Annotated in this window: 13 protein-coding genes; 4 read left to right on the top strand and 9 right to left on the bottom strand. The window is 68.8% G+C overall.

Features of this window, described 5'->3' with window-relative positions; translation table 11 throughout:
* The first annotated feature begins 8 nt into the window (after positions 1 to 8).
* Entirely contained in the window at positions 9 to 1,934 is a 1,926-nt protein-coding gene (locus DWF00_RS22310; RefSeq protein WP_114829619.1) for a bifunctional sugar phosphate isomerase/epimerase/4-hydroxyphenylpyruvate dioxygenase family protein, read from the top strand.
* The gene (locus DWF00_RS22305; protein WP_114829620.1) at positions 1,931 to 2,761 is read left to right on the top strand and encodes a 3-oxoadipate:acetyl-CoA acetyltransferase; all 831 of its coding nucleotides are present in this window, start codon (positions 1,931 to 1,933) and stop codon (positions 2,759 to 2,761) included. Before DWF00_RS22310 ends, DWF00_RS22305 begins: the two co-directional genes overlap by 4 nt.
* Positions 2,762 to 2,827: 66 nt before the next feature.
* Here the strand turns inward: DWF00_RS22305 and DWF00_RS22300 are convergent, their stop codons facing one another.
* The 9 genes from DWF00_RS22300 to DWF00_RS22260 all read right to left on the bottom strand — a co-directional run bounded on the left by DWF00_RS22300 (position 2,828) and on the right by DWF00_RS22260 (position 15,677).
* Entirely contained in the window at positions 2,828 to 4,870 is a 2,043-nt protein-coding gene (locus DWF00_RS22300) for a hypothetical protein (RefSeq protein WP_114829621.1), read from the bottom strand.
* Positions 4,867 to 7,491, bottom strand: coding sequence for a hypothetical protein (locus tag DWF00_RS22295; RefSeq protein ID WP_114853074.1), 2,625 nt, complete (start codon positions 7,489 to 7,491; stop codon positions 4,867 to 4,869). Before DWF00_RS22295 ends, DWF00_RS22300 begins: the two co-directional genes overlap by 4 nt.
* A gap of 5 nt (positions 7,492 to 7,496) precedes the next feature.
* Positions 7,497 to 8,549, bottom strand: a complete 1,053-nt coding sequence (locus tag DWF00_RS22290; protein WP_114829623.1) for an AAA family ATPase — start codon at positions 8,547 to 8,549, stop codon at positions 7,497 to 7,499.
* Positions 8,546 to 10,183: a trypsin-like serine peptidase gene (locus DWF00_RS22285; protein ID WP_114829624.1), complete on the bottom strand. Its 1,638-nt coding sequence runs from the start codon at positions 10,181 to 10,183 to the stop codon at positions 8,546 to 8,548. Before DWF00_RS22285 ends, DWF00_RS22290 begins: the two co-directional genes overlap by 4 nt.
* A gap of 17 nt (positions 10,184 to 10,200) precedes the next feature.
* The gene (locus tag DWF00_RS22280) at positions 10,201 to 10,824 is read right to left on the bottom strand and encodes a hypothetical protein (protein WP_210207890.1); all 624 of its coding nucleotides are present in this window, start codon (positions 10,822 to 10,824) and stop codon (positions 10,201 to 10,203) included.
* Positions 10,825 to 10,874: 50 nt separating this feature from the next.
* Positions 10,875 to 11,138, bottom strand: a complete 264-nt coding sequence (locus tag DWF00_RS22275; RefSeq protein WP_181832669.1) for a carboxypeptidase-like regulatory domain-containing protein — start codon at positions 11,136 to 11,138, stop codon at positions 10,875 to 10,877.
* A 16-nt stretch (positions 11,139 to 11,154) separates the two neighbouring features.
* A complete protein-coding gene (locus DWF00_RS22270; protein WP_181832670.1) occupies positions 11,155 to 11,958 on the bottom strand; it encodes a trypsin-like serine peptidase in 804 nt (267 codons plus the stop codon).
* A 96-nt stretch (positions 11,959 to 12,054) separates the two neighbouring features.
* Positions 12,055 to 13,647 carry a S8 family peptidase gene (locus DWF00_RS22265; RefSeq protein WP_147283708.1) on the bottom strand — a complete coding sequence of 531 codons (1,593 nt, stop codon included), beginning with the start codon at positions 13,645 to 13,647 and terminating at the stop codon, positions 12,055 to 12,057.
* 26 nt (positions 13,648 to 13,673) lie between these two features.
* On the bottom strand, positions 13,674 to 15,677 hold the full coding sequence (locus DWF00_RS22260) for a lysozyme family protein (protein ID WP_147283709.1): 2,004 nt from the start codon (positions 15,675 to 15,677) through the stop codon (positions 13,674 to 13,676).
* 377 nt (positions 15,678 to 16,054) lie between these two features.
* Between DWF00_RS22260 and DWF00_RS22255 the strand changes: the two genes are divergently transcribed.
* Both DWF00_RS22255 and DWF00_RS22250 read left to right on the top strand, forming a co-directional pair.
* The gene (locus DWF00_RS22255; protein ID WP_147283710.1) at positions 16,055 to 17,071 is read left to right on the top strand and encodes a hypothetical protein; all 1,017 of its coding nucleotides are present in this window, start codon (positions 16,055 to 16,057) and stop codon (positions 17,069 to 17,071) included.
* A gap of 78 nt (positions 17,072 to 17,149) precedes the next feature.
* A complete protein-coding gene (locus DWF00_RS22250) occupies positions 17,150 to 19,141 on the top strand; it encodes a S8 family serine peptidase (RefSeq protein WP_181832671.1) in 1,992 nt (663 codons plus the stop codon).
* Positions 19,142 to 19,197 lie beyond the last annotated feature (56 nt).

The raw sequence follows: 19,197 nt of genomic DNA, 5'->3' as shown, positions 1-19,197 counted from the left end.
ATGCGCGCATGATCCCGTCGATCGCCACCGTCTGCGTCTCCGGAACGCTCCAGGAGAAGCTCGAAGCCATCGCCGCGGCCGGTTTCACCGCGGTCGAGATCTTCGAGAACGACCTCATCGCCTTTCCCGGCTCGCCGGCCGATGTCAGGCGCATCTGCGCCGACCTCGGCCTGACCATCGTCACCTGCCAGCCCTTCCGCGATTTCGAGGGCATGCCGGACGCGAGGCGGGCGCGCACCTTCGACCGGGCCGAGCGCAAGTTCGACCTGCTGCAGGAACTGGGCACCGACCTGCTCTTCGTCTGCTCCAGCGTCTCGCCCGAGGCGCTCAGCGGCATCGACCGGCTCGCCGCCGATTTCGCCGAGCTCGGCGAGCGGGCGGCCAAGCGCGGCCTGCGCGTCGGCTACGAGGCGCTGGCCTGGGGCCGGCACGTCTACGACTACCGCGACGCCTGGGAGATCGTGCGCCGCGCCAACCATCCCCAGGTCGGCATCGTCCTCGACAGCTTCCACATCATGTCGCGCGGGCTCGACCTCGCGACCATCGGCACGATCCCGCGCGACCGCATCTTCATGGTGCAGATGGCCGACGCGCCCCTGCTGCAGATGGACCATCTCTCCTGGAGCCGGCACTGGCGCTGCCTGCCCGGCCAGGGTGAGTTCGCCCTGCCCGACTTCATGAAGGCGCTGGTTTCGACTGGCTTCGACAGCTACCTGTCGCTGGAGATCTTCAACGACCGCTTCCGCGCCGGCTCGGCCCGCTCGGTCGCGCTCGACGGCCACCGCTCGCTGCTCTGGCTGCTCGACGAGACGGCGCGCCAGGTCGGCAAGCCGATGCCGGGCGCGCCGGCCATGCCGCCGCCGGCTCCCGTCGAAGCGGTCGAGTTCATCGAATTCGCCGTCGTCGAAAGCGAGAAGGGCGGGTTCGAGCGCCTGCTGCGCGCGCTCGGCTTTACCAGGACCGGCTCGCATCGCTCCAAGGACGTCGACCTCTGGCGGCAGGGCGACATCCGCATCATCCTGAACAGCGACGAGGACGGCTTTGCCCATAGCTACCAGATCACCCATGGCTCCTCGGTCTGCGCCATCGCCCTGCGCGTCCCCGACGCGCGGGCCGCGACGCAGCGGGCCAAGGCGCTGCTCGACGTGCCGCATGCCGGCGCGGTGGGACCGGGCGAGCTCGACATTCCCGCCGTCCGCGGCGTCGGCGGCAGCCTCGTCTATTTCCTCGACGGCGGCTCGGCGCTCGGACGCTGGTCGGAGGTCGATTTCGTGCCGACGGGCGAAAGCGAGCAAGCGGCCGGGCTGATCGCGGTCGACCACATCTCGCAGACCATGCAGTACGAGGAGATGCTGACCTGGCTGCTATTCTACACCTCGCTGTTCGATGCCGGGAAAACGCCGAGCCAGGCGGTGATCGATCCCGGTGGCGTGGTCCAGAGCCAGGTCGTCGAGAGCGGCGTCGGCGCGGCGCCGGGCAGCGGCCTGCGCCTTGTCCTCAACGGCTCGCAGAGCCACCGCACCATGTCGGCGCGCTTCGTCACCGACTTCTTCGGCTCGGGCGTGCAGCATATCGCGCTGGCGACGAAAGACATCCGCGCCACGGTGGCGCGGCTCGCCGCCAATGGCGTGGCGATGCTGCCGATCCCCGAGAACTACTATGACGACCTCGAAGCCCGGGCCGATCTCGACCATGCCGAGATCGCCGCGCTGAAGGCGCTCGACATCCTCTACGATCAGGACGCGCACGGCACCTTCCGGCAGGCCTATACGGCGACGCTCGATGGTGGCTTCTTCTTCGAGATCATCCAGCGCGACGGCTATCGCGGCTATGGCGCCGCCAATGCCGGCATCCGCCTGACCGCGCAGGCCAGGCTCGCCCGTCCGATCACGGTCCCGGGCGGCCTCCCCCACGCACAGGGGTCGGCGACATGACCACCCCCTGCATCATCACCGTCGCAATCACCGGCTCGCTGCCGACCAAGCGCGACAACCCGGCGGTGCCGATCTCGATTTCCGAGCAGGTCGAGTCGACGCAAGCTGCGTTCGAGGCCGGCGCGACGCTGGCGCATTGCCATGTCCGCACCGACGAGGGCACGCCGACCTCCGACCCCGAGCGTTTCGGCCGATTGCTGGAGGGCCTGCACCGGCATTGCCCTGGCATAATCGTACAGCTCTCGACCGGCGGGCGTTCGGGCGCCGGGCGCGAGCGCGGCGGCATGATCCCGCTCAAGCCGGACATGTGCTCGCTCTCGACCGGATCCTGCAATTTCCCGACGCGGATCTACGAGAACAACCCGGACCTGGTGGATTGGCTGGCGAGCGAGATGCTCCAGCACGGAGTCAAGCCGGAGATCGAGGCCTTCGACCTGTCGATGATCTTCAAGGCGGTCGAGATGGAGAAGGCCGGCCAGATCAAGGGACCGCTGCATGTCCAGTTCGTCATGGGCGTGAAGAACGCCATGCCGGTCGACCGCGCGGCATTCGAGTTCTTCGTCGCGACGCTAAAGCGGCTCGCGCCGGACGCAACCTGGACCGGCGCCGGCATCGGGCGCGACCAGCTCACCCTGAACCGCTGGTCGCTCGAACTCGGCGGCCATTGCCGCACGGGGCTCGAGGACAATGTCAGGCTCGACCGCAACACGCTGGCGCCCTCCAACGCCGCCCTGGTCAAGCGCGTGGCCGACCTGGCCGGGGAGCATGGGCGCCACGTCGCCTCGGTCGCGGAAGCGCGGAAGCTCTTGCGGCTGCATCAGCTCTGACGATGGACGTGATGCATATGGCAATTCCAGCCTCGGTGATCGAGGCTCTCGCCGGGGAAGCCTCTCTTAATTCGCCCGAACTCCGCTGGGTGGTAGATCGCAGCGTGTGAAGCCCTCATCCACTCGCCGCACCGGGCACCAGGCAGAAAGCCTGGTCCTGTACGCGTCCCGCGACCAGGGGGACAGGGATTGAAGGACGGGCAAGGCTGCCGCCTGGGCTTGCGCGTCGGCAAAGACCGCGATGCTGCGATAGGAATCGTCGCGCAAGTAGACCACGGCGCTGCCGATGCCGGCCCGGCGCGCCCGCGCGATCTCGTCCTGCGCCGCTGCGAGCGAGGCATCTCCGCCGAAGACGATAATGAAATCGTCGCCCGCCGCAGGCGCGGACGGAGCCGCCGGGCTGTCGAGGGGCCGTGCCGTCATCTCGGCAATCGGCGGGCCGGTCGGCGACACCGCCAGCGGCCAGCCCGCAAGCAGCCACGCCTTGTCGAGATCGGTGATCCGGAGCCGACCGTCGAGGCCAGCGGTGGCGAGGTAGCTGCCATCCGCCGAGATCGCCAAATGGGTGATGACGTCGCCATGGCCGGGAAGCGCCACGGTTTGCGCCGTCGCCGGGTCCGCCATCGGATCGTCCGGCAGGCGCACGAGATGGATCGCCCCGTCATTCCCCGCAATGGCGAAGACGTTGCCCCGCGGCGACAAGGCCGCGGCGCTGCTTCGCCAGACGGCGCCGAGCAGGGCGTCGACGATCTCGGATTCCGCGGCTTGGCCGAGGCCGTTCTCCTCGGCGAATTCTCGGAGCCGGGCAGAGGTCACGGGGCCACGAATGCCGTCAACGGCTCCGATCTCGAAGCCGCGTCGAATCAAGGCTCGCTGTATCGAGAGCGTCAACGTCTCCGTCCACGGCCCGCCTCGTCGCTGCACGCGCAATTGCGGCAGGGGATAGCGCTGCAGAACCGGGGCCTCCGTCTCCGTCGCGCCCTCCGCGAGCCGCGCGATATGAATGCCGCCATCCTGGCCGTAGACCATCAGGACGCGGCCGTCCCGTGACAAGGATAGGCCATCCCTGGCAACGATGGTGGCCGGGTTGGGGACCGCGGGACGGCCGCGAACCGTCAAGGCGCCGGCCGGGCGCAACACCCGCAGGGTAAGGTAGTCGCCCGGGTTCTGGCGGTAGAGGTTGATCGTTCCGTTGGCCCCGGCCGTGGCGAAGCGGACGGTGCTGCCAGTCGCGATGTCACGCCCTGCGATGGCGACGACCGCACCGTTATGCAGCAGCGCGATGTCGGCATCGCTAATCGTTTGCCGGATCACGACCGGCGCGCGGCCTGACCAGTTCACGACCCTGACCGCGCCGTTGCCGTAGCCGACGACGAACGCTTCTGCCTCGGGCAGGAGGCGAAATCCGCGCGCCGCGGTGATCGTCGCGTCCACCCCCCAGCGATCGAGAAGGCCGTTGAGCTCTTGCTGCTGAGGATCGTCCTGCCCGCGCGGGTCCTTCGTCAGGACCTGCGACTGCTGAGCCGTTCCCGGGCCACGCCTCGGCGAGAGACCGAATAGCCGGTTCGACAGCGGCAGAACGAGGCCGTCAGGGACAGGGCCGCCATCGGCCTGGTACATAGCGCCGTCGAGGCCGGGCTCCTGCGAAAGCCAGACCGGCCTCGGCTCAGCGCCGTCGAGCGTCGGCGTCAGGGAGACGATCGGCTCGCGCGGGCGGCTGGCGGACTGGCGCGAGACCATGCCGCCCGGCGTCGCGCTGAGGATGGTACCGGAGTGCAGTCCGACGAAGAGCGGCCCGCCGGCTGCGGGGCTCCACGCCAGCGCGCTGATGCCGTCGCCTGGCACAAGCGGGATCGCCGCACCGGCTGGCGGATTATCGGCCGTTACCGCTGCGAGCAGGAGGCTCGTCGCTACGTCCCGCTGCACACGATGCATGAAGAAGCCTATGGCGAGGGCGATCAACAGCGGCGCGACGAGTCCGGCCAGCACGAGGACTAGGCCGCGCACGCGAAGCACCGAGCGCAGCCAGCGCGCCAGACCCGGCTGCTGCTCGCCTCCCCCGTCGGCAACGGTGCTGGCCTGGGTTCCGTCGACGGGCGCGGCCATCATGTCGGACCCGTGCGCGCCGGCGCGCGTGTCGAGGGGGCCGTCACCGTCAGCCGCGGCAGGATTGCGGCCGCGCTCAGCAGGAGGCTGACGATGACGAAGGCAGCGAGCGGCCACCAGGCGCCGATCGGATGCGGGGCCTCGGCCGGCATCGGCCATAGCCAGGAGGCGATGGCGGCCCAAGCAGCGAAGCCGGCGATCCGCCAGAAGCCGCGGCGCAACCAGCGCCTGTTCGCGTCCGCCGCGACCGCGGCTGCGATCGCCGCCGCGTCGACGGGCGGCGGCTCGGGCGTCGTGCCGGCACGCTCGAGCACGACCTCGTCATCGCTCAGTGGCTGGCCGCTCCAGTCCGGCTGCCAGACCGGCAGGTTTCGAAGCTCGGCCAGGGCCGGCCGCGCGCCGGATAGCAGCCCGTCGATGACGCCTTTCGCCATCCTCTGCTCCCGATCGCTCAACTCGGCGAAGGCAGCGATACGAAGCCAGTCCGGCAAGTGGCCGCTGCGAAGCCATGGCAACCCGCAGAGGCGCTCCAAGATGGCTTCGGTGAAGATACGGGGATTGGCCGGCTCGCCGAACCGGCGCAGCCGCTGGCCGAGGCAGAGCGTCAGATCGAAGCGCAACTGCGGGTAGAGGCCGCAGGCGGCGAACCAGAAATAGCCGGCGCCGAGCCAGCGCTGAATCGCTTCGACGACGACCTTCTGCGTCTCCGGGGCGGGCGGGAGGGCGAGGCGAAGCGACAGCAGGCGGTCCTCGTTCCAGAACAGGCTGGGCCGTGGCGGCGTCGGGTCGGGTGCGATCATCGCCGACGCCTCGTCGCACCAGCGCATGATGCGGGCCTGCAGCCGGGTTTCCGCGGCGGCGAGCCTCAGCGCACGGCGCGGCCGGCCCTCAGGCGCAGACGGGGCAAGTCCGAGCGCGAGATCGCCGAGCCCAGTCATGGTCGCGCGGCCGATCGGCGCGTCGAGCGCAAAGGCGAGCCGCATCTCGCGCTCGCCCCATTCGGCCACGGGCGTCGGTGTCAGCAGCATGCGCCGCGGCCAGCAGCGCAACTCGGCGATAACGAAGGGATAGGGGGTCTGTCCGAGCGGTTCGAGCAGTTCCTCCCCGTCGCTGACCAGCACGAGCACCGCATCCGCGTGCAGCTCGCGCAGGCCGCGCAGGTCGAGGGTGCGGCGTGGTCCGCGCCCGGCCTGCGGATCGGCCCGCGCGGTCGCCGTCAGGGAGCGTGGATCGGGCGCGTAGTCATAGGCGGTGAGCGTGACGCCGGCTTGCGACAGGGCCGAGAGCAGCCGCAGCACCCGCGCCCGCTCATGGTCGTGGCGGTGGCGCCGGCGGACCAGGAAGACGAACTCGACCGCCCGGCTGGCCGGACGCATCACGGTGATAAGGTCACCGTCCGAGGCCAGCGTCGCCCGCAGGCTGCGGGCGGCATCGAGCCGTCGTCCGGGACGGTCCTCGCGCAGCCGCAGCAGGCGCCGCGCCGTGCGCGTGCCGTCGAGTTTCGGCGGTGGGTCGAGCCAGGTCTGGAACAGCTCCGGCAACCCCTTTTCGCCGGACCTCGCATTGCGAATGACGTCCCGCCGCAGGCTCGCGGCCGCGCGCAGGCGGTCGTCGAGAAGGCGGTGCCGCAGTGCGGCCCGTCCGGAAAACGCCCAAGCCGCCGCCGGAATCAGGATGGTAAAAGGCAGGAGCACGATCCACCACGGCCAGGACGGGGCAAACGCGCGCGCGGCTGCGGGCGTGGCCAGTGCGGGGCCGGAGGCCTGCGCTTGCGTCCATTGGCGGCTCAGCTGGTCGTCGGTGCCGATCATGGCTTCGAACGAGGCCGTGCCGTCGCCGACCGTGGCGGCCGCCGCTTGCGCGGTATAGTGGGCGAGCGCGAGTGCGCCGAGCCTAGTATGCGGCACGGGTCGGTCGGCGGGAAGCGGGAAGCGACGCAGCATCCGGGCCAGCAGGCTCGCGGGCGGCCCGAGATGCGGCCATTCGCCCGAGAAGCCGATGGCAAGGGCGCGCGGCGTCAAGTCGTCGCCATATTGCTCGATCGCCCGCAGCGTGGTCCTGCGCATGAGCTCATAGGCGGAGGCGTTGCGGCTGTCGCTTGTGGTCTCCGCCATCATCTGGCGCGCCTGATCGTACGGTCCCGGCTCGACCTCCGGCCGGGGGCGTTGCCACGGGCTTCTCTGGGCCTCGACCAGGATGACGACGACGACGAAGCAAGCCAGCAGGATGGCAAGCGAGATGCCGACCCGCCGCCTGGCCAGGTCGGCGATGTCCTTCGTCGAGACCGTGATCCGGCTGCGCAGCCATGTCGTCAGCCGCTCGATCCATCCCGGCCGGGGTTGCGCCTCCAAGTCGCGCAGGACGTCGCGGTAGGCTTCGTCGAGCGCGGCCGCGGCCTCGCTCGTCTCGGCCAGGACCGGCCGCAGGTATTTCAGCCAGAAATCGCGCTGGTCGCCCTCCGGCACCCCGCCGCTGGCATAGGCGGCGATGCTGATCTGCAGGGCGTCGATGCGCTGCTGCGGCGTCACGCGGTAGAGCATCGAACCCATGCCGCTGCGCGCGCGGCCGATCTCGTAACGCGCGATGAGGCGCTCCAGCATCGGTCTGTCGAGCCGGAAACCCATCGCGTTCACGCCTGCTTCGTCAGCATGTCGAGGATCCTGCTGTCGCGTTTGAGCTTGGCGAGGGCGGGCCGCACCACCGCGAGATCGGTGCTCTTCGACACCGCGAGCAGCGCCGCCGCGTCGAGCATCTCGGCGATGCCGGGCTTCTTGTCCGGGTCCTGCCCGCGGAAGTCCAAGAGGAGCTTGACCAGGTCTGCGATGCTCCCGTCGCCGAGATTCCGATCCGGCCGGCCTCTCAGGCCCATTCGTTCGAGCCGGGCCGTCAGACCGCTCGCGATGATCCGCTTCAGGATGTCGCCCTCAGGGAAGTTGATCTCGTGGAAGATGCAGCGGCGCAGGAAGGCGTCCGGTAATTGTCGCTCCTCGTTGGAGGTGATCAGCACCACCGGCCGCAACTCCGGCGACAGCGCATAGCCGGGCGGCGTCTCCGGTGGCGGATCGCCGGGGAATTCCCGGACGCGGAAGCTCATCGTCTCGATTTCATGCAGCAGGTCGTTCGGGAAATCCTTCGACGCCTTGTCGATCTCGTCGATCACCACGACGGAACGTCGCGGCGGGGCGGTCGGCTTCTCCGGATCGGGCCGGTGCTTGCCGCGCAGCAGCGGCGCGACCGCCGCGCTCTCATGCGCCTCGATCAGCGCCCGGCCCAGCGCCTGGAACTCGACATAGTCTCCGACATCGTCGTACAGCGCCGCCTTGGCGACGCCGTCTTGCGTCTCCCGGAGCTGCGCGGCGCGGAAGCGCGAGAGCGCGTCATAGGTGTAGAAGAGCTCACCGGCCTCGGAATTCGACTTCACCGAATGCAGGTACAGGCGGTCGATCCCCAGCCGCCGCGCGATGGCATAGCCGAGTTCCGTCTTGCCGCAGCCCGGCTCCCCGGAGACCAGCAGCGGCCGGCCCAGCGCCAGCGCCACGTCGACGGCGGCGACGACGTCGCCGTCGAGCTGGTAGCCCTTGCCCTTCAAGGTCGGCGCACCGTTTTCGGTGAGCGCGACGGCATCCGCCCGCGCGCCCTCCCTGTCAACATTCCAGATCGCCGCAAACTGGCCGAAACTCATCGCATCTGCTCCCCTGCCGGATTCGGGTCGTCGACCGCGCTGTTGATGTAGGCGACGAGGCTTTCGTCGAGTTCCTTGGCGACCTCCGCGAGCGGCCTCGTCCGGCTCGCGTTGAAGCTGGCGCGCAGCGCCGTTGCGAAGGCCGCGTTCTCGCCCCAGGCCTGCTCCAGCTGCTCGCGCCACTCGTGAAGGTCGTCCCTGTCGATGTCCTCAAAGCGCAGGCAGACGCCGCAATGAGGTGGCGCCTGGCCGACGCACCACAGGTTCTCGAAAGCTTCCCCCAGCCTGCGGCCGGCATCGTCGTCGGGCGTCATGAAGATGACGATCACCTGGATCTTGTCCGGACTGCCGGAAAAGCGGTCGGATACCTTCTTGGCGAAGGCCTCGATCAATTGCCGCTCGGTCTCCGCGGCCCATTCGATGTCGATCGACGTCTGCAGGATGAGGAGGTGGCTGCCCTGCGCTTCGAGTTGCAGCAGCTCGTTCTGGAGGCGCCGCAGCCGCCGCTCGTGCCTGCCGGACGCGGCTCCCTCGAGCTTAGGCCAGCGCGGTGCCGACACGTTCCGCGTCGGCGGCGTGAGACGTCGCTTCAGGGCGCCGATCCGCTTGGTATCGCGACGCTCGGCCGGCCCGTTGAAGATGAGATGCTGCAGACGATCCGCGAAGTATTCTTGGCCGTCGCTTTCCTTGCAGACGATCACATGCACCAGCGGCAGGTCGTCGCCCGGCGGGCTCCAGCGGAGCTCGCCGTTGACCGCGACGATGAGATCGTTCTCTGGATCACTCCGATCCATCAGGCACAGTGCCGCCTGCTTGCGGGAGGTTACGTTGATTGGATTCGGCCGAGTGTTTCGCGCTGGAAGCGGGATGTCGAGGATCAGGTGGGCTAGGGGATGTCCCCTAAGATCATTTGCTATCAGGAGAATGGGGATGGCGCGGCCCTCGCCGGCGCCGTTGCCCCAGTTGTGCAGCGCGACCAAGGCGAAGCCTCTGTTGACGGCGAAGCATGGGCTGCCCGAGGAGCCGACGCGCGTCGACGCGTTGTGGACGACGCGCCGCCCGCCGGCGGCAGCCCCGTCGACGATCATGCCGTCCGCATAGATGAGGCTCTGCTGCACACGCGTCCAGCCCTCGCCCCAGGGATGCTGGAGGATCCACACGTCCTCTCCCGCGACAGGTACGGTCGCGCGAGCCGAGAGTGGAATCCAGCCGCGCTGACGCCCGTCGGCCGCAGGCAGCTCTCCCATCTTCCTGGCGATTCTGATCACCGCGTAGTCGAGATGGGTCGGCGGGAAATCGCCACCCGGCAGGATGTCGCCGGGCGCCGGCTCCCTGGACGTCACCACCTCGGCTATCCGCACGGTCTCGCCCAGCATTGCGTGGCCTCCCGACCCCGGGGTGACATAGTCGAAGCGGCATTCGGCTGCTTCGAAAGCGGCCGCCCTGGCGGCATCGTCGTGCTGCGCCTCGATGAGCGCGCTGACGACGTGATAGTTGGTCAGCACGTAGTCCTTCGAGATCAGGAAGCCGGTGCCGTCGCGGGGGCCGGCGTTCTCGATCGCGCAGATGCTGCGGATGGCCTGCTCCATCGCGGCCGGAATGCCGACAGGATTGCCGCCCGCGAAATCTGGCATGAGCGCCGGCCCGCCGCTCAGCTCACCGGAACGGTCTTGAGAGACGCCGGCAGGGCCCAGGCTGTCTGGCTATCATAGCTTGCCGGCTCCGGCTTGACCGAAATATGGATGTGGTGGTCGTGCGGGTTGGCGCCGGTATAGCGGCGCCAGCCCCAGGCCGGAGCGCCGCCGACGGCGGATGAGTTCGCGATCCGGCGGTTCCAGATGATGTATTTTATGCGCGGATCGCGCTGCTCGCGGAATGCGGCCGCCAGCGTTCCGGCGTCGCAGCCGAGGTCCGGGCTGTGGGTGATGTCCATGGCGGTCACCACGCCGGTCGCGCCGTCCCTGACCCAGGGGTTATGGTCGGAGGCGCTCGACTCGTGCCTGCGATCGCCGATCGTGCCATCGCTGGCCTTGTTGCGGCGCGGCGCCAGCGCATCCACCTGAATCCGCAGCGCGAGCAAGGCCTTGGCGACGCGCCACGCCGTCATCGTCGAAGCTTCGGTCGCCGATGGCGTCGGGTCCGGATCGTCCGGGTCGCCATGCAGGTCGGCATCGGCCTCCGGGCCGATCGCCCGGGCGAGTTCGCTCGCCGGAATCTCGTCTCGGGGATGCGGGGCTGCTTCCGCGTTCAGTTTCGCCGCTTCTTGGTCGCTCATCTGCGTCCTCCCTGGTTGCGTTTGAGGTCTTCCGTTCGTTTGCCACGGCTCTAGTCCACGGCGACCGCCAACTCCTGGGCGACCGCTCCTGTCGTCACCTCCACCTTGCCGGTCCGCCCATCGGGCGCGCGCGCCTCGATGACGAAACGCCCGGGCGGCAGTGCCAGGCGAAACCAGCCGTCTGCGTCGCACCGGATCGCGATCTCCGGCGTCGATGCCGTGCCGCTGGCGACGAAGACGAGCGCCGCACTAGCACCGGCACCATCGGGTGTCGTGACGCGTCCGCGGTGCAGGACAGGCTCGGCATCGCTCACATGCGGCTCATGGCGTTCAGCCGGTCGCGGCGTCCGCCGCGATCCACTCCTGGATTTTCTCGACCACCTCCGGGATGATGCGTGGAGCCGAATTCACCCGCAAGCCGATGCTCGCCGGCGTGCCGCCGAGGCCGTAGGCGTGAATGCCGACGACGATCGGATGCGCGTTCTCGTCCGGGAAAATATAAGACGGACCACCGCTCTGGCCGCCCGACGTATCGACGTCGTAGAAGATGCGCCGAGGCGTCACCGCCTTGATCCGGTTCTTCGCCCAGTAGAGCTCCATGCCGTTGCCGGGGCTGGCCGGGTAGCCGCTGACATTGACCAGAAAATCGGTCAGCTCGGCGTCAGTGAAGGAGCCGACGCGGAAGACCTCCTGATCAGTGAAGAAGGCCTGTTCGAGATGGATCGCCGCGATGTCGAAATCGGCGTCCTGCCGCTCCAGCCATGGCGACAGGGTCGAGAAGCGCGCCGAGACCTTGGAGCCGAAGGGCGCGCGCTCGCGGTCGCGGCCCGAGGTAACCGTGATCTTGTGGGCCCAGCCGCCGAGCTGCTTGCGGTCGTAGACGCAATGCCCGGCCGTGATCAGCGTGCGCGGCCCGACCAACCAGCCGGTGCCGATCGCGCGGCCCCAGGGCGCTTCGATGTCGAGCGCGCAGATCAGCTTCCACGGATAGAGCTCCGTCGACACGATCCGGGTGCGCTCGTCGGCCCCCAGCACTGCTTCCAGACCGGTATCTGCCGGCAACTCGATCGGGGTCGAGCTCTTGCCGACAACGACGCGCCGTTTCACCGTATCCGGCAGCGGTGTCGGTTCCACTGGAGCCTGCGTTACCAGCGTTTCGACCGCCTTAGGCAGCGGTATATCGGATTCGGTGTCGGGCTTGGTTATCGATTCCAGCTTCATCGCAACCCCCTATTTGCTGATCGACATGGCATGCGGCATCAGGATGTCCCGCCCGCCGACCCTGCGCTGCAGGCGTTCGGCCGCGGCCGCAGATGCGTCCGAGGCCTCGCTCTCGGTGCCGGGCTGCGTCGCCGTCAGCAGGGCGAGGCTGACCTCGGCGTCGCGGCGCGACCAGTCGACCGGCAGCGCCGACGCCGCCGGCCCCAGCACGCTGGCGGCTAGGTCGCGAACCGAGGCGCCGCGGGATGGAACCGCCGCCGCGACCGCCGTTTCCTCCGCCCCCTCGCCCAGGCCGTCGTCGAATGAGGCCTTCAGCAGCGCTTCGGCATCGATGATGCCGGCGCCCATCCCGTGCGAATCCCAACCGGCGGGTACACGCGCCGTCATGCGCAGCAGCCGCCGGAACATGGCCTGCACCGTCTCGCCGCGCTTGCGAGCCTCGCCGACCGCCGTCGCGCGGCCGTGATAGGCGAGCCAGCAGGCGGCGACGCCGGCCGTCAGCGCGACGGCGAAGCTCGTGCCCTGCCCCTGGCCGGCATCGCCGGTCTGGGCCGCCGCGCGATAGACGTTCTGGGCCGGAGCGGAGATGTCGACCGCCGATCCGCGGCAGGTGCCCGGCCAGGCCCGGTCATGGGCGTCGATCCCCGCCACCGCGATGCAATCCTCGTAGCGCGCCGGCCAGACCACCTCGGAGACGCAGTTCCCGGCCGCCGCGAGCACGATGACATCGGCCGCGACGGCGCGCCCGAGCGCCCGCCACAACGAGAACGAGGCGATCCCGCCGAGCGACATCGTGATGACATGGGCGCCGTTGGCGACGGCATGGTCGATCGCCTGGGCCGTCGTGACCTGCGACAGCCGCACCACGCTCTGGATCGCCCGGATCGGCATGAGGCTTGCGGCTGGCGCAGTGCCGGAGACGTCGAGCGATTCCGGGCTCACCGCGACGCTCGCCGTGGCGGTGCCATGGGCGGGATTGCCTTCCGGCAACAGCGGATCGGTCGGGTCGGTCGGGGTCTTGCCGTCGCCGAGGAGGTTCAGCGGCTTTACGATCCGGATGCCGATGAGCTCGGCGTGACCGGTCACGCCGGTATCGGGCTGCGCGATGATGATACCCTGTCCCTGGGCCGGCCGGTTCCCGGCCTTCGCCAGGGCCCAGGCGGCCGGTATCGTGATCGCCTCGAGCGCCCAGCGCTTGCGGGACTTGAGCTCGCCCTCCTCGCCGACCCAGCAGCCGGGCAGCAGGTCGGCGCTCTCGGCATCGGCCGGGCCCTCCGGCCCGAGGCGCTGGACCGGCATCACGGCGTGAATGATCTCGGGCTCGACGACGGCGAAGCCGTAGCCGTCGACGATGGCATCCGCTGCGGCGAAGGCCGCCGGCGCGTCGGCGAGCCGATGCTCAGGCAGCACCAGCAGGGCCTCGCCGGCCGCGTTGCGCTGCTCGACCTGCGCACCCAACGCAGCGAGATCGCGCTGCAGGGCCGCGAGAGCCGGGGCCGCCGCTTCGGGCGACGACGGGAACAATGCGAAGCGGGCCGGCAGATCGCCCGACCTGCGTGGCGCCACCGCCGCCGCTACGAGGTTCTCGACTGAGTTCGGCATGGACATCCCCTCGCCCGGCGCTGCGATCAGGCGCCGGCATAGACGGTGAAGCCGAGGCGTGCGTCCATCTCCGGCGAGTAGATGCCGTCGGCCCCGCCCAGCACCTCGGCCTGCCGTTCGCACAGGGCCTTGCGCGTCAGCGGGCCGAAAATGCCCCGAGCGTCGGGCTGAAGCCCGAGCGCCCGCTGCAGCGCCTTGACGCGCTCGCCCTGCGATCCGTGGCGAAGGCGGCGCAGGCTCGGCTTGCCGAGGCTGCCCGCCCTCAGCCGCGCCGCATTGGCGAAGTCGAGGCCGGTCAGCAGCAGCGCCGAGCGCTGCTCGCCATCGGGTGCGCCATCAATCCCCGCCGCCTTGCGGAACCGCTGCCAGACGCCGACATGCTGCCCGCCGGTGAAGCGGCCCGGCAGCGTCAGGCAGCCCGCCGAGGAGAAGCCGACGTTCAGGATGCCTGGATGGATGTTGTCCCCGGGCGTCGCGACCACGAACACGTCGCTGCGATCATAGACGACGTCGGACAGCGAGCGCTGGACCACGACGGCCGATGCTCCCGTCGCGGTCGTCGAAAGGCGCAGCACGCCGGGGATTTCGCCCGGCTTGTTCTTCTTGTGGGTTCCGACGGTGAAGGTGTAGCAGCCGGTCGGCAGGATGTTGCCGGTCAGCCCGCTGAGCGGCGTGCCGGCCCGAGCCTGGTCGAAGCAGTTCAGGACGTATTGAGCGTTCGGCACTGTCGAGGCGCGATAGGCCGAGAAGCGCCGCGTGCTCGGGTGGAAGACGCCGATCACGCAGCGAAACTCGCGATGGTCCGGCCGCTGGTCGATCAGGTCGAGGCTGGCGACGTTCTCCCGATCGCCGCTTGCCAGCGCAGCCCCGCGAATGGCGAGCACGATCGGCTCCTGCAGTGGCTTGAACGCGTTGGCCTCGATCAAGGCGTCGATGTCCTCGCCCATCACCGTGAAGGCCGAGCCTGCCGCCGCCAGGTCGAGATGAGCGTAGTCGGGCTGGTCGCGGTCATCGGGATTCCAGCGCACCGCCCCGATCGTCACGGCCGCCTCGAGCCCCGCCTCGCCGGCGCCCTCGAGCAGCAGCGCCTCGTCGGCATCGTCGCTTTGCTCGATGGCGAGGTCGTCGAGGAGTTCGCCGGCGCGTCCCGGCAGCTCCATCTCTGCCGCCTCGGTCTCGACGGGCGCCGTCAGGCTCTCCAGCAGGCGCTGCTCCTCCAGCCCCGCCAGGAAGAGCTGGGCCTCGCCCTCACGCCGCTCCGCCAGGCTCGACTGCTCGCCCCAGATGCGCTTCATCGCGCGCAGCTCCACCGGAATCCGCCGGAAGGAGACGGCGTCGCCCTGTCGCATCAGCTTGGCGATGGCGCGCATCTCGCGATAGCGATCATCAGACGCGGTGAAGGCCGGACCCCGGTTGAACACGAGGCTGAGCAAGGCGCTGCGGGAGTGCGGATGCAGCCGGTCGAGATTGTCGAGGGCCGAGAACAGCTGCCGGATCAGGCGGGGCAGCTTGGCTTTGTCGAATTGCTCGATCGCGACGGCCCACGACACGGTGATGTCGCTCAGGCTCGCGACCAGCTGCCTGGCCTTGACCACCTTGGCGTCGCGGTTCGGCGCGACGGTCTTGAAGCCGATGGTCTGCGCCAGGCGCTGGAACTCGGTCGCCGGCAGCCGGCTCTGCCATTGCTGGGAGAACTCTGCGGGCGTGTGATAGCCGAGATCGAAGCCGCAGCCGATCGTGATGCCGGAAGAATATCCCGGCCAGACGGGGCGGCCGCGGATGACGCTCTCGTAATAGGCCTTGCCGCCGGTTTCCCAGCGCACCACAAAATCGTAGCCAGCTTGAGAAATCGAGGCGCGGGGATCCGCGGGGACGGGCGTCGCTTCCGTGCCGACCCCATCCGGAGCCGGCTGATCCGCGAGCGCTGCCGCGCCGGGCTCGCGATAGGACAGCGATTCCGCGATGTCGGCGTCGCGGACGCCGCGGAGCAGGCGCTCGACCAAGGGTGATGGGCTGGACGATTCAGGCATCGGACATGCTCCTTACGTCGCCGGGGCAGGTCAACCTTCGGTTGCGTCGGTCGAAAAAAGCCGTTGACGCTGCGGTAAAATCACTTAGATTTTTTACTTGTGCTTCAGCGGAAATTTTACAGAGCAATAGTTCTATCGAACTTTGTTGCATGAACGACATAAATGTCAACAGCAACGACCCCAGAGTAAGCGGTCGAATTTAATGTTTTAATGACATCTACGACAGGTTGAGTGCGGTTGGTCACAGAGGCGCGGCGGATAGTCGGGTATCGCGAAGTGATGACGCGCTAAGAACCTGGCGACACCTGCTGATCTGAGTTGCACGGAATTGCGCGGAGGCTCCGATGGCTGTCTACCGGATTGTGCGGGATAAGGTCGTGTCCGAGGCGGATTTCCAGGCGCATGGCCAGGACATCGCCGAGAGCCTGGGCGGGCTCGATGCCGAAACGGAAACCAAGACGCCTTTCAACCCGATCGGGTTTGGGCTGCCGCTGACGGTGATGATCCGCCACGTCTATACCGGCTGCTTTCCCGAAAGCGGCTTCTTCTCGGGCGGAGACGGCGATGTCGCCGTCGTCTCGGGCGTCAAGGATTTCGACGTGTTCGCGGCCAGTGCGCGGGCACTGAACCTTATCGCCAAGAACCAGAAGGCCGGCGCGCATCTGCACGGGCCGAGCGCGTTCAGCGAGGGGACGACGCTGGTGACCTATTCCCCGGCGGTTCTGGCCAAGTCGATCACCCTGACGGTCGAACTCGCCGTCGCGACCTTCCCCGCGGCCTTCGTCGCCTCCGTCGCCTCGGCCTTCTCGTCGCTCGCCGGGCTGCCGATCCTGATGCCTTATGCCGGCTATCTTCTTGGCGCCGGCCAGCTCGTCAAGATCGGCGGCGATCTCGGCCATTCGCTGCTGGACAAGCCGGTCTTCTCGGTCACGGAGCCGCTCAACTTCAACCTGCCCGGAGCGGAGCCGGCCAGGGCGGATTTCCGCGTGCTGTCCAAGGGGCTGCTGCAGGCGGATCGGTACGACTATGTCGACGGCAAGGGGCTGATCGACCGCGCCAGCCGGCGGCCCTATGACGGCGCCGAGCCCTATATCGTCATCAGCCTCGACGGCGCCGCCGACAAGAGGCTGGAGAAGTTTGCGCCAACCGTCGCCAGCGCGGAGATCTTGCAGCGGTTCTTCCAGATGAAGGACAACCAGCAGGCCGTCATCGAGAGCTTCGTCGAGGGCATGAGGCTGGTTTCGGACCTGAAATACCGCGACCAGGCCGTCGGGCTACAAGCCGAGATCGCCGCAGCGGAGGAAGGCTCGCCGGAGCGCAAGGAACTCGAGAAGCGGCTCGTGGCGGTCGCCAAGAACATCTCCAACCTGACGCTGAAGCCGCCGGGCAAATGATCACCCGGAAAATGTGACAGTGCGCCAGGTGCCGTCCCGCGTCTTGCGCGGCTGCTCTTCGGATCAATGGGAGTGAGCATGGACAAGGGTATCGACACTTACATCTCGCTGCATTTCAAGGACCTCGAGCAGTCGCCCGCGGGCGGCCAGGAGGAGTTTGTCGCGAAGGTCGCGCCGGGCGGGCTCGAGAGCCTCAACACCATGGCCGGCGTCACCTTGCCGGACGGCGTGCCGGCGGATAGCGCGACGGAGGCGACCATCACGGTCCGCGCCGGGCCGGACGGTCAGCGCCGGATGTCGGAGGCGGACAGGGTGCTGGGAATGCAGGCGACGAGGAGGCGCCCGAGCATCCCCGTCCTCATCCAGCTGCGCCAGGCCAATTGGGACCGGGACGTCCCCGGGCTGGAGAAGGGCTCCAGGCTGGGGCGCATCCTCTCGGCGATGGCCGACGAACGGGCGATCAGGACGCTTGCCGAAGACCCGGACGTGATCTCCGTCGAGGCGAGCCGCGGCGGCGGGCTGCCCGAATGCGTTCAGTCCATGCCCTGGATCGGAGCGCCGCTGGCGCATGCGGCGCCGCTGAACCAGCGCGGCGCGGGCGCCATGGTGGCCGTGATCGACGGCGGCATCGACGTGCTGCACGAGGCGTTTCGCGACGGTGCGGGACGCAGCCGCATCCGCGCCGTCTGGGACCAGCGCGACAGCACCGGCCGGGCGCCGAGCGCGGTCGCTCCGATGCTCTATGCCAACCAGACCTACGGCACCTTGCACACCCGGACCGATATCGACCGCTACATCGCCGCTGGCGCAACCCCCGTCAGATTGGGGCGCGATTCGATGGGGCACGGCACCCATGTCGCCTCGATCGCGGCCGGCAGCCCGTTCACGGCCTCATACCGGCCGGCAAACGCGCTGCCCGGCAGCGCGCCGCAGACGGTCGCGTTTCCCGGCGGCGTCGCTCCGGAGGCCGACATCGTGGTGGTCATCCCCAAGCTCGAGGCCGATATCGGCGATCCGCAGAGCCTCGGCTATTCGAAGACGCATATCGATGCACTGGCCTTCATCAGAAGCATGGCCGACGACGCCGGGATGCCCGTGGCGGTCAATGTCAGCCTCGGCATGAATGCCGGCGCCCATGACGGCACCTCGCTACTCGAGCTCGGCTTCGATGCCTTTACCGGCGGCGGGCGCGATCCCGGCTACGTCATCGTCAAATCCGCCGGCAACGAGTTCGGCCATGGCGGGCATGCCTTCGTGCGGCCCTTCCAGGGCGGAATGATTCCGGTCGTCTGGACGACGAAGGCGGCCTCGCGCCGCGAAGACTATCTGGAGTTCTGGTTTCCCTCCAGCGACGACCTCGTCTTCACCATCGTCGCTCCGACCGGGCTGCGCTGCACGGTCGACAGGGGCGCGCCCTCCGCCAGCGCCCATGATGGCCGCGGCGCCTTCTCGGTCTACGCCTCGCTGACCCAATTCCATGCGGATAACGGCGACAGCAAGCTCCTCATCGTGGTCCGCAACAACGCCGGAGGCGCGATCCAGATCGGCGGCGAATGGCGGCTCGAGATCCTCGGCAGGGCGGTGTTCTCGGAGCGCGGGCTTCACGGCTGGGTCGAGCGCGAGGACGCGGCCCGGGCGGTTCACTTCGACACCGGGAGCGTCGACGAGCTGACGCTCAGCATCCCCGGCACGGCCCGGACCGTGATCACCGTGGGCGCCTGCGAGGCGCGCGACCCCCTGGCGCTGTCGCGGAACTCCTCCCGGGGACCAACGCGGGACGAGCGGCTCAAGCCCGAGCTCGTCGCTCCGGGTGTCGAGATCGTCGCGGCGAAAGCAGGAACCACGAACGAGCTTGTCGCCATGACCGGCACCAGCATGGCGGCGCCGCATGTCACGGGCGCAGCCGCGCTGCTTCTCGCGCACCGCGCCGCCAGCGGCGCCGACCAGCTCAACGCCGTCCAGATCAGGGCGGCCCTGAGCCAGAGCCTGAATTCCTATAACGGCCGCTGGCAGGCCGGCTTCGGCAATGGGCGCCTCGACGTGGTCGGCCTGCTGCGCGCCTTCGCGTAGGAATCGAGCGGCCAACGTTTGGAATGATCGACGGCAATCGAGCAGCGAGAGCGGGG

This window comes from Allobosea caraganae (genome assembly GCF_003351345.1).
Lineage (GTDB): Bacteria > Pseudomonadota > Alphaproteobacteria > Rhizobiales > Beijerinckiaceae > Allobosea > Allobosea caraganae.
Note: the sequence above shows the minus strand (reverse complement) of the source record. Positions and strands in the feature narration are given on the sequence as shown.

Bases quoted from the DNA above. Each gene is read 5' to 3' on its own strand.
- DWF00_RS22305 (WP_114829620.1), top strand. From the start codon at position 1,931: ATGACCACCCCCTGCATCATCACCGTCGCAATCACCGGCTCGCTGCCG.
- DWF00_RS22295 (WP_114853074.1), bottom strand. From the start codon at position 7,491: ATGGGTTTCCGGCTCGACAGACCGATGCTGGAGCGCCTCATCGCGCGT.
- DWF00_RS22300 (WP_114829621.1), bottom strand. From the start codon at position 4,870: ATGATGGCCGCGCCCGTCGACGGAACCCAGGCCAGCACCGTTGCCGAC.
- DWF00_RS22290 (WP_114829623.1), bottom strand. From the start codon at position 8,549: ATGAGTTTCGGCCAGTTTGCGGCGATCTGGAATGTTGACAGGGAGGGC.
- DWF00_RS22250 (WP_181832671.1), top strand. From the start codon at position 17,150: ATGGACAAGGGTATCGACACTTACATCTCGCTGCATTTCAAGGACCTC.
- DWF00_RS22310 (WP_114829619.1), top strand. From the start codon at position 9: ATGATCCCGTCGATCGCCACCGTCTGCGTCTCCGGAACGCTCCAGGAG.
- DWF00_RS22260 (WP_147283709.1), bottom strand. From the start codon at position 15,677: ATGCCTGAATCGTCCAGCCCATCACCCTTGGTCGAGCGCCTGCTCCGC.
- DWF00_RS22265 (WP_147283708.1), bottom strand. From the start codon at position 13,647: ATGCCGAACTCAGTCGAGAACCTCGTAGCGGCGGCGGTGGCGCCACGC.
- DWF00_RS22280 (WP_210207890.1), bottom strand. From the start codon at position 10,824: ATGAGCGACCAAGAAGCGGCGAAACTGAACGCGGAAGCAGCCCCGCAT.
- DWF00_RS22285 (WP_114829624.1), bottom strand. From the start codon at position 10,183: ATGCCAGATTTCGCGGGCGGCAATCCTGTCGGCATTCCGGCCGCGATG.